The 9,029-nt window shown below is 49.6% G+C and carries 11 protein-coding genes; 7 read left to right on the forward strand and 4 right to left on the reverse strand.

Annotated elements, in window-relative coordinates; all coding sequences use genetic code 11:
- The coding region (locus HMPREF3168_RS08745) for an RNA-guided endonuclease InsQ/TnpB family protein (RefSeq protein WP_246825712.1) at positions 1-939 on the reverse strand (939 nt) is incomplete at its 3' end.
- 191 nt (positions 940-1,130) lie between these two features.
- Here HMPREF3168_RS08745 and tnpA point away from each other — a divergent pair.
- Positions 1,131-1,586 (forward strand): IS200/IS605 family transposase, encoded by a 456-nt coding sequence (gene tnpA, locus HMPREF3168_RS08750; protein WP_070489638.1) that lies wholly within the window; start codon positions 1,131-1,133, stop codon positions 1,584-1,586.
- On the opposite strand, the gene HMPREF3168_RS08755 is transcribed toward tnpA, so the two are convergent.
- A complete protein-coding gene (locus HMPREF3168_RS08755; RefSeq protein ID WP_070489640.1) occupies positions 1,583-3,376 on the reverse strand; it encodes a 1-deoxy-D-xylulose-5-phosphate synthase in 1,794 nt (597 codons plus the stop codon). The two genes, tnpA and HMPREF3168_RS08755, sit on opposite strands and share 4 nt — an antisense overlap.
- Before the next feature lie 175 nt (positions 3,377-3,551).
- Here HMPREF3168_RS08755 and rpmG point away from each other — a divergent pair, with 175 nt between their 5' ends.
- The 6 genes from rpmG (at position 3,552) to HMPREF3168_RS08785 (ending at position 7,021) form a co-directional block, all read left to right on the forward strand.
- Positions 3,552-3,701 (forward strand): 50S ribosomal protein L33, encoded by a 150-nt coding sequence (gene rpmG / locus HMPREF3168_RS08760; protein ID WP_002876495.1) that lies wholly within the window; start codon positions 3,552-3,554, stop codon positions 3,699-3,701.
- A 6-nt stretch (positions 3,702-3,707) separates the two neighbouring features.
- The gene (gene secE, locus HMPREF3168_RS08765; protein ID WP_003613890.1) at positions 3,708-3,878 is read left to right on the forward strand and encodes a preprotein translocase subunit SecE; all 171 of its coding nucleotides are present in this window, start codon (positions 3,708-3,710) and stop codon (positions 3,876-3,878) included.
- A gap of 91 nt (positions 3,879-3,969) precedes the next feature.
- The gene (gene nusG / locus HMPREF3168_RS08770; RefSeq protein ID WP_035175291.1) at positions 3,970-4,524 is read left to right on the forward strand and encodes a transcription termination/antitermination protein NusG; all 555 of its coding nucleotides are present in this window, start codon (positions 3,970-3,972) and stop codon (positions 4,522-4,524) included.
- A 125-nt stretch (positions 4,525-4,649) separates the two neighbouring features.
- Positions 4,650-5,075 carry a 50S ribosomal protein L11 gene (rplK, locus tag HMPREF3168_RS08775; RefSeq protein ID WP_002876501.1) on the forward strand — a complete coding sequence of 142 codons (426 nt, stop codon included), beginning with the start codon at positions 4,650-4,652 and terminating at the stop codon, positions 5,073-5,075.
- Between the two features lie 83 nt (positions 5,076-5,158).
- Complete coding sequence (gene rplA / locus HMPREF3168_RS08780) at positions 5,159-5,854, forward strand: 50S ribosomal protein L1 (protein ID WP_003613883.1); 696 nt, start codon at positions 5,159-5,161, stop codon at positions 5,852-5,854.
- Positions 5,855-6,016: 162 nt separating this feature from the next.
- Entirely contained in the window at positions 6,017-7,021 is a 1,005-nt protein-coding gene (locus HMPREF3168_RS08785) for a glycosyltransferase family 2 protein (RefSeq protein WP_070489643.1), read from the forward strand.
- A gap of 95 nt (positions 7,022-7,116) precedes the next feature.
- Here HMPREF3168_RS08785 and HMPREF3168_RS08790 read toward each other — a convergent pair whose 3' ends face one another.
- On the reverse strand, positions 7,117-8,367 hold the full coding sequence (locus HMPREF3168_RS08790) for an ammonium transporter (RefSeq protein WP_070489645.1): 1,251 nt from the start codon (positions 8,365-8,367) through the stop codon (positions 7,117-7,119).
- 224 nt (positions 8,368-8,591) lie between these two features.
- Positions 8,592-8,993, reverse strand: a complete 402-nt coding sequence (locus HMPREF3168_RS08795; protein ID WP_070489647.1) for a hypothetical protein — start codon at positions 8,991-8,993, stop codon at positions 8,592-8,594.
- Positions 8,994-9,029 lie beyond the last annotated feature (36 nt).

Below are 9,029 nucleotides of genomic sequence, written 5' to 3' on the forward strand. Positions count from 1 at the left end.
TACTACGTCGTGGTTATTGATGTATGCAGTGCTGAGCTTTTGAAGGAAGTCCTCTCTTTGATTGCGAACCCGTCTTTGAAGACGAGACGCCTGTTTGCGGGCCTTCTGATAGTTTTTGCTTTGCCAAAGTTTCCGGCCTTCCTTTTTAGCACGATTCTGTCTTCTTGATGCCCGTCTTTGAAGTTTTTTCAGCCGCTTTAAGGATTTGCGGTAGTAGCGCGGATTGTCCACTACCGTGCCGTCTGAATCAGTCAGAAAATTGTCAAGATTGAGATCGATTCCTGTCTTCTTGCCCGTCTTTGCCTTTTGCGCCTTGAATGGAATGACGTCGCCGATTTGAAGTGACAGATAGAAGCCAGAGGCATCATATTTGATGGTGGCCGTTCCAATTCGAAAGTTGGGATTGTGGGCAAGAACCTTGCGGTAGCTTGAGCCGCTGATTCTGATTCTGCCAAGCTTTGGAAGCTTGACGTGCTTCATGTCCAGGAAGCACACCGAGCCTGAAAATGGAGTACAGTTTTCGATCTTCTTGTCCTCGCTTTTGTAGATGCAAGAAGTCTGATAGCCATCGTTGACTCCCTTCTTGTGATATTTTGGACGGCCTGATGAATGGACCTTGTGATACATGTTCCATGCCACCCCATAGCAGCGCTTTGCTTGAGCAATAGTCAAGCTATCCACATCTTCTGAATCCATGTAGAAGTAGTACTTGGAAAGCTTGCTTTTGCGCTCTTTAAGTGCCTCGATCCTGTCAGCTACCTGCTTAACATAGACGTTGACTTTCTTGAGCTGGTTCAGCTCAGAATTGATGGCAATCAGCTTGTTGTAGACGGAGCGGCTGATGCCGCTGTTGATGGCAATCAGCCGTTTTTGCTCATTGTTTGGATAGATCCGCATCTTGAGGCCAAGATGGTATGGCAGCTCTGACATTGGGATCATTAGGGTCTTACGCTTCGGCTTTTCATCTTTTGTCTCGTCGGTCTTTTTGACTTTGGCAACCACTTTTTTCTTCTTTTTGGTCATCTTTCTCACCTCGATTCTTGTGCTATAATTATAACATAATCCGCTATTCAATGGGGTATTATCAAGTGGCTTAATATCATTATTCACCGAAGAAAGAGAGGATTGCAATGGCTGATAAAATCAAAGATGCAGTATACGCTCAGCGCTACGTTTACAACTGCCATTATCATCTGATCTGGTGCACCAAGTACCGCAATCAAATATTTACGACTATAGAACTAGCAGATGAAATGAAGGAGCTTATTCTTACTGTGGCAGCTAGGAACGATATCCAAGTTGAGAAGCTGGAGGTCATGCCGGAACACGTTCATGCCATGATATCTTTCAGGCCGTCAAAATCTATCAGCGATGTGGTCAAAGCTCTCAAAGGATCTACCGGATATATGTATCTGCGCGATCATCCGGATATTAGAGAAAAGAAATGCTGGGGCGGTCACTTGTGGTCATCAAGCTACTATATTGGAACCGTTGGAAACATGTCGAAGGATACCGTGGAAAGATACATCAATGATCAGGTCTATAACGCAAAAAAGGCCGGCAAGCCCTATCCATCCACCCATTAAAAATAGGTGGACTTTCGGGCTTGCCGTCCATTGACAAAATCATTAAATAATTGCTTGACACTGGCAACGATTTGCTCAGCCGTCAATTGGTTGCGGACCAGGATCTGGTCATAGCTTTGGTCAACGTCGGTGTATTCCCGCTTTTCGCCAAAAGTCTTAACCAAAACCGGCCGGTCAGCCAGGTAGCCGGCCACCTTTTGCCCGAAGCCCCCGTCCAGAATATTGTTTTCCAAAGTAATTACAGCCTGGTAGTGCCGGGCTAAGTGGTCCAGGCAGTCAGTATCCAGGATGTTAGCTGACAAAGGATTGTAGAGGGCAGCATCAAGTTCTTCAGCAACTTGGCTGCCTAATTCCTGCATGTCGCCTAAAGCCAGGATGGCAATCTTTTTGCCGGCCCGCCGCTTTTGGTAGTGGATGTGCCGGTAGCCTTCAAGAACGGCTCCGCCGGCTGGAACTTGCCGGACTGGCAGCTTGATAGCTACAGGGCCGTCTTTTTGCTTCAAGGCCCAGTTGATCATGGCCGCTTCTTCAGTCAAGCTGGTCGGGGCCAGGTACTTCCAGTTAGGCAGATTGCTGACCATGACCTGGTCAAAGACGCCCACGTGGGTCTTGGAGTTGGCCTGGATCCCGCCGCCAGCCACGATCATGACGACTGGCAAATTGTTAGCCGCCACGTCATGGCTGAGCTGGTCAAAGGCCCGCTGCAGGAAGGTGGAGTTTTCAAAAAGGACGGGCTTGCCGCCCGCCTTGGCAAAGCCCGCCGCGAAGGCCACGGAATCCTGCTCGGCGATCCCGACGTCCAGGTAGTGGTCCGGGTAAGACTCTTTAAAGGAGTCAAGGCCAAAGACGCCAGGGATAGCGGCAGTGATCGCCATGATGTTTTCCTGGCCCCCGTCAATAGCGCTAGCCACGGTCTTAATGGCAATTTCCGCTGGGGTCGAGCCCGCAGTAATGTTCTTTGGCGAATCATCGCTTAAGTTGAAGGGCCGGACCCAGTGGTGCTTTTCTTCATCCTCAATAGCTGGCTGATAACCCTTGCCCTTTAAGGTATTGACGTGCAAAACCAGGGGGTGGTCGACATCGCGGATTTCGCTGAAGGCATTAATCATGCTTTCCAGGTCATTGCCATCAGCGACATAGCGGTAATCAAAGCCAAAGGCCTTAAAAGGATTTTCCGGATCCTGCCCCTGGCTGTCTCTCAGCTTCTTCAGGGCCGTGGTCAAGCCGCCGACATTTTGGTCAATGGACCACTGGTTGTCATTGATGACGATGACCAGGTTGCCCTTTTCCAGCGCGGCGTTATTTAAGCCTTCATAGGCCATCCCGCCGGTTAAGGAGCCGTCGCCGATGACGGCCATGATCCGCTCGCTGCCGCCTAAGAGGTCCCGGGCCTTGGCCATGCCGGTGGCTAAAGAGATAGAGGTAGAAGTGTGGCCAACCGCGTAGTAGTCATAGGGACTTTCATCGGGATTAGTGTAAGGAGTCACCTTGCCGTAGGCTTCCGGGTCCAGCCAGGCATAAGCCCGGCCCGTCAGCATCTTGTGGGGGTAGGTCTGGTGGGAGACGTCCCAGATGATTTTGTCGCCGGGGGCGTCAAAGACGTAGTGGTAGGCGATGGTCAGTTCCACGATCCCCAGGTCAGGACCCAGGTGGCCCCCAACCGCCGCGTCTTTCTCGATGATCAAGTGGCGGATTTCTGAAGCCAGCTGCTTCATTTCTTCCAGATCCAGGACCTTAAGGTCAGCTGGTGACTTGATCTTGTTGAGCAGGTATTCAGGGTGTTGATTCATTTCTTTTCCTCATGGCCGGCTAACCGGCAATCTTGTAAACTGTGTTTTTGCTAGTTCCATTATGACACAGGGGCCGCTTAAGATGTGAAAATAAAGCCCGGCAAAGTCAGTCATATAATAGTTGCTTTTAGGGCGGATTTTTGCTAAAATCAAATGAAGTTTGAAGGTGAATATTATGGCAGTAAAGAAAGCAGCTTTGGCCTGCAGCGTTTGCGGGTCACGGAACTACTCAATCACTGCAAACAGCAACCGCACCAAGCGCTTGGAACTGAACAAGTTCTGCAAGCACTGCGGCAAGAAGACTTTGCACAAGGAAACGAGGTAGACAGGGATGATTAAGTTTTTTAAGAGCGTTGGTCAGGAAATGAAACTGAGTCATTGGCCAAGTGCTAAGGAAAACCGACGCGACACGGCAAACGTGGTCGTAACTTCTCTGCTTTACGCGATTTTCTTGGGCGCTTTGGATTGGGCCTTTGCAAAATTGATTCAATTAGTTCTGTAAGAGCGACAAAGTATGTTATAATCATGCTAGTTTCAAGGAAAACCTCTTTAGCGAGGTTTTTTTGTTTGCCAAAAAGGAGATTAAAGAAATTATGGTAGAATCCGCCAAGAAGCAATGGTACGTCCTGCACACTTACTCTGGTTTTGAGGACAAGGTTAGATCCGACTTGCTGTCCCGGGCCCAGTCACTGGGGATGCAGGACTACATCTTCCGGGTTGTCGTTCCGCAAGAACCAAAGATCGAAGACGTGCGCGGCAAGAAGGAAGAAGTTAACGAAAAGGTCTTCCCTGGTTACGTTTTGGTTGAAATGGTCATGACTGACGAAAGCTGGTTTGTTGTCCGGAACACTCCTAACGTTACTGGTTTCGTTGGCAGCCACGGCGGTGGTTCCAAGCCTTCCCCGCTTTACGAGGAAGAAGTCAGAGCAATCCTGCAGATGCAAGAAGGCGAAGCAACTGAAAAGGTTGACTACGACTACGAAGTTGGCGAAAGCGTCATGATCACCGCAGGTGCCTTCAACGGCATGGTCGGCAAGATCGCTGAAATCCAGGACGACAAGCAAAAGCTCTTCTTGACCATCGACATGTTTGGCCACGCTACCACGGCTGAACTGGGCTTTGACCAAGTCAAGAAAATGGAAGACTAAACATAAAAAAGTCTTGCATTCTGCCGGTTTTCAGAGTACTATATTAAACGTACTTTATTATTGTGGGAGGAGAGTCTGGAAACTCTCCATTTTAACCACATCACGGAATCAAGGAGGTTTTGACCGTGGCAAAGAAAGTTATTAACGTTGTTAAGTTACAAATTCCAGCTGGCGCTGCAACCCCTGCACCTCCAGTAGGTCCTGCTTTGGGTCAAGCAGGTATCAACATTGTTGGCTTTACTAAGGACTTCAATGCTCGTACTGCTGACCAAAAGGGCATGATCATCCCTGTAGTCATCACTGTTTACGAAGACCGTTCATTCGACTTCGTAACTAAGACTCCTCCAGCACCAGTCTTGTTGAAGCAAGCTGCTGGCATTCAAAAGGCTTCAGGCGAACCTAACAAGAACAAGGTTGGTTCAGTAACCACCGCTCAAGTTAAGGAAATCGCTGAAACTAAGATGAAGGACCTTAACGCTGCCTCAATCGAAGCTGCTATGCGCATGGTTGAAGGTACTGCTAGAAGTATGGGTATCGAAGTGAAGGACTAATTTGTTAATTTTTACCAATTAACAAGTCAGGTGGGAGAGCAAAGGGAAAGCTCGTTTGACCACACATACAAGGAGGATTTTTCATGCCAAAGCATGGTAAGAAATACGTAGAAGCTGCCAAGAAGGTTGACAGCAGCAAGTTGTACTCAGTAGAAGACGCTATCAAGCTGGTTAAGGAAACTTCATACGCTAACTTTGACGCTTCCGTAGAAGTATCTTACAACTTGAGCGTTGACCCTAAGCAAGCTGACCAACAAATCCGTGGCTCAATCGTTTTGCCAAACGGTACTGGTAAGTCTGTTAAGGTTATCGTATTTGCTGAAGGCCCACAAGCTGAAGCAGCCAAGGCTGCCGGTGCTGACGAAGTCGGCGCAGACGACCTGGTAGAAAAGGTTCAAAACGGTTACCTGGACTTCGACGTTGTCATCGCTACTCCAATGATGATGGCTAAGGTTGGTCGTTTGGGTCGTGTGCTTGGGCCTAAGGGCTTGATGCCAAACCCTAAGACTGGTACTGTTACTATGGACACTGCCAAGGCTGTTCAAAACGTTAAGGCTGGTCAAGTAGAATACCGTGTCGACCGTCAAGCTTCAATCCACGCTGCTATCGGTAAGGTTTCATTCACTGAAGAACAATTGACTGAAAACTTCCGCGCTTTGCAAAACGCTATCTTGCGTGCAAAGCCAGCTTCAGCTAAGGGTCAATACATCAAGAGCTGCGCAGTTGCCGCAACCTTTGGCCCTGGGATCAAGTTGGACCCAATCGCTTTGATGGCCTAATTTTCCCTAAGTTAAGCAAATTAAGCTCCTCGCCTTTTGGCGGGGAGTTTTTCTTCACCCTAATTTTACCTTAAGAAATTTTTAGTCTTGGAAAAGGCTTTCTTTTAAAAAATCTTGTTATACTAGTAGAGACAAATAGCGAACTGAAAGAAGTGTATCAAGGTGGAAAAATTACTAACTCTCATCGTTCCCTGCTATAACTCAGCTGAATACTTGAACCGCTGCGTCGACTCCCTTTTGCCCGGCGGTGACCGGGTGCAAATCATCTTGGTTGACGACGGGTCAACTGATGAAACCGCCCGGATGCTGGATGACTACCAAGCTAAGAGTTTAAACTTGGACCTGGAAGTTGTCCACCAGGAAAATGCCGGCCACGGCGGGGCCATCAACAATGGCCTGAGACTGGCCAAGGGCAAGTACGTCAAGATCGTCGACAGCGACGACTGGCTGGACCAGGAGGCCTACAAAGAGGTGCTGGATTACCTGGAAAGTAATCCAGAGGTCGACCTCTTTTTGGCCAACTATGTCTATGACAAGCCAGCTGCCGGCCGCCAGCGGGTGATCAAGTTCCCGCATCTGCCGGTCGGGCGGACCTTCTCCTGGGATGAGGTCAAGCTGCGGATGGGCCAGTACTTCATGCTCCACTCCGTTATCTACAACCGGAAAGTCCTGGACCGGGCCAAGGTAGCCCTGCCAACCAAGGTGTCTTATGACGACAATATCCTTGTCTTTGAGCCGATGGTGCAGGTGCGGACCATGCGCTACCTGCCGGTCAACCTCTACCACTACTTTATCGGCAGAGATGACCAGTCAGTCAACGAAAAGGTGATGCTGAAGAAGATTGACCAGCAAATCTTGATCAATAAGCAGCTGATCGTCTTCTACGCCTCCCAGGTCAACAAGCGGGCGCCTTACGCCAAATACATGAAATACTTCTTAGAAGCCGTTACAGGCGTGACTAGCGTAATCTTGATCCGGGGCAAGAAGAAGGAGTATATTGCCAAAAAGGACGAGCTCTGGCAGTTCCTGAAGACTTATGACCTGGAGACCTACAAGTCCTTTAAACGCCGCCTGGTGGGCCATTTTGTCTCCCGGGACGTCCTGCCTATGCGGCAGATGGTCAGCGGGGCCTACTTGATCCTGCAGCGGTTGTATTCGTTTAATTAGGGCAGGGGAAAAAGATACAATATTCGACAAAAAAGCTTTGGCAAGAAGGCCAAAGCTTTTTGATTTGATGAATAGGATGTTGAGAAAAAATGCTGCTACTTGCCGAAGATGGCCTGGCTTGCGCTGATCTGGCAGTCGGCGAATTCGCCGTGCTCGCTGAGGTCCAGGCCGACTTCTTCATCACGGGCGGAAACCCGCATGTTGACGAAGCGCTTCAAGACGGCTGTAATTAAGCTGACCATCAAGAGAGTAAAGACAATGGTGAAGAGGGTGCCGGCTGCCTGCTTGCCTAAGAGTTCCCAGCTGCCTCCGTAGAAAAGGCCGCTAGTGGAAATCCCCGGGTCAACTTTTTGACTGGCAAAGAGACCGACGGTTAAAGCGCCAACGATACCGGAAATGCCATGGCATCCAAAGGCATCCAGGGGGTCGTCAAAGCTAAGCTGTCCTTTAACCTGGCTGATAAAGAAGTAGCTGGCCAGACTGCAGAGGATACCGGTGAAGAGGGCTCCAGCGCAGGTTTCATAGCCAGCCCCTGGCGTGATGCCGACTAAGCCGCAGAGGGTACCGGTGCAGATCCCGTCTAGGCTGGCTTTGCCGCTAAAGGCTTCTTCCAGCAAAAGCCAGGTCATCATAGAGGCCGCTGCCGCAACCGTACTGGTCAAGCAGGCCGTCAAGGCCGTTTGGTTCATGCCGAAGGCACTGCCGGCGTTAAAGCCGTACCAGCCTAGCCAGAGGATTGCTGTCCCCAAGAGGACCCAGGGCAGGCTGTAGGGCCGGGTCTGCTTTTGGTAGCGGGGCCCTAAGAAGATGGATAAGACCAGGGCGGTGATCCCGGCGTTGATGTGAACGACCGTGCCGCCGGCAAAGTCCAGGATCCCCCAGCCGGCTAAAAGTCCGCCAGTCCCCCAGACCATGTGGACCAGGGGGTAGTAGACCAACACTGACCAGAAGAAGACGAAGACCAATAGAAAGTTGAACCGCATCCGGCCCACCGTGGCCCCGACGAAGAGGGCCGGGGTGATGATGGCAAACATCATTTCAAAAAGCAGGTAGCTGGCGGCGGTAATTCCCTGCTCTTTTAAAACGACCTTAGTCAAGTCACTGCCGGAGAGGAAGATGTGCTGGACTCTGCCAAAAATTCCAGCTACATTGCCGTTGAAGCAAAGTTCATAGCCAAAGGCCACGAATAAGACGATGGCTAAAGAGCAGATGATAAAAACCGAGATCATGGTGTTGACCACGTTTTTCTTCGAGACCAAACCCCCGTAGAAAAAGGCCAGGCCCGGGGTCATCATCAAGACCAGGACGGCGGCGATAATTAAGAAGACGGTGTTGGCTGTGTTCATCCTTATTTCCCTTCTGCTTCTATCTCTATACCAATTATTTGCTCAGATTTATGTTCTTAGTTATACCATGCCGGTGAATTTTGTAAAACTCTAGACCAATTTAGAAAGAGAAGAAATTGCCTGGAAAAGTTGGGAAAAAAGGGCAAAAAAAGAGCCTGCTTTTTCAAAAAGCAGGTTGCAAGCGTTTGCTGAATTATTTTGTTAAAAAATACTAAAAAACAGACTTAATTTTTGTCATCAAAACCGGTCTCATCCCGGCGCTTGACATGAAAGTTCTTGTCGTTGGCTTGTTCGGGCACGACGAAAGAGCAGAGCAGGAAGAGGACGAAGCCGCCCCAGCCCAGACCGTTGATGCCCAGCTTGTAGCCGGTCAAGGTCAAGATGACGCCCAAGAGGAGCAGGCACCAGGCGATCCAGGAGAGGATCTGCCAGTTCTTGCTCAGCTTCTTGTTTTCAGATTCGATGTCCAGGAAGCCGCGGACAATGAAGTAGGCGCTGATGATGAGGAATAAGACGTCCATGGCGATGTTAGCGGCGGAATGGTCCTTGAACATGCTGAAGACGGCCAGGGTACCGGAAATGCCGGCTAAGAAGAAGTAGAAAATGTCGATCAGTTTACTCTTCAAAATTGTACCTGCTGCAAAAAACGTGTGCAATGTAGC

The organism is Lactobacillus sp. HMSC08B12 (assembly GCF_001808415.1).
Classification (GTDB): domain Bacteria; phylum Bacillota; class Bacilli; order Lactobacillales; family Lactobacillaceae; genus Lactobacillus; species Lactobacillus delbrueckii.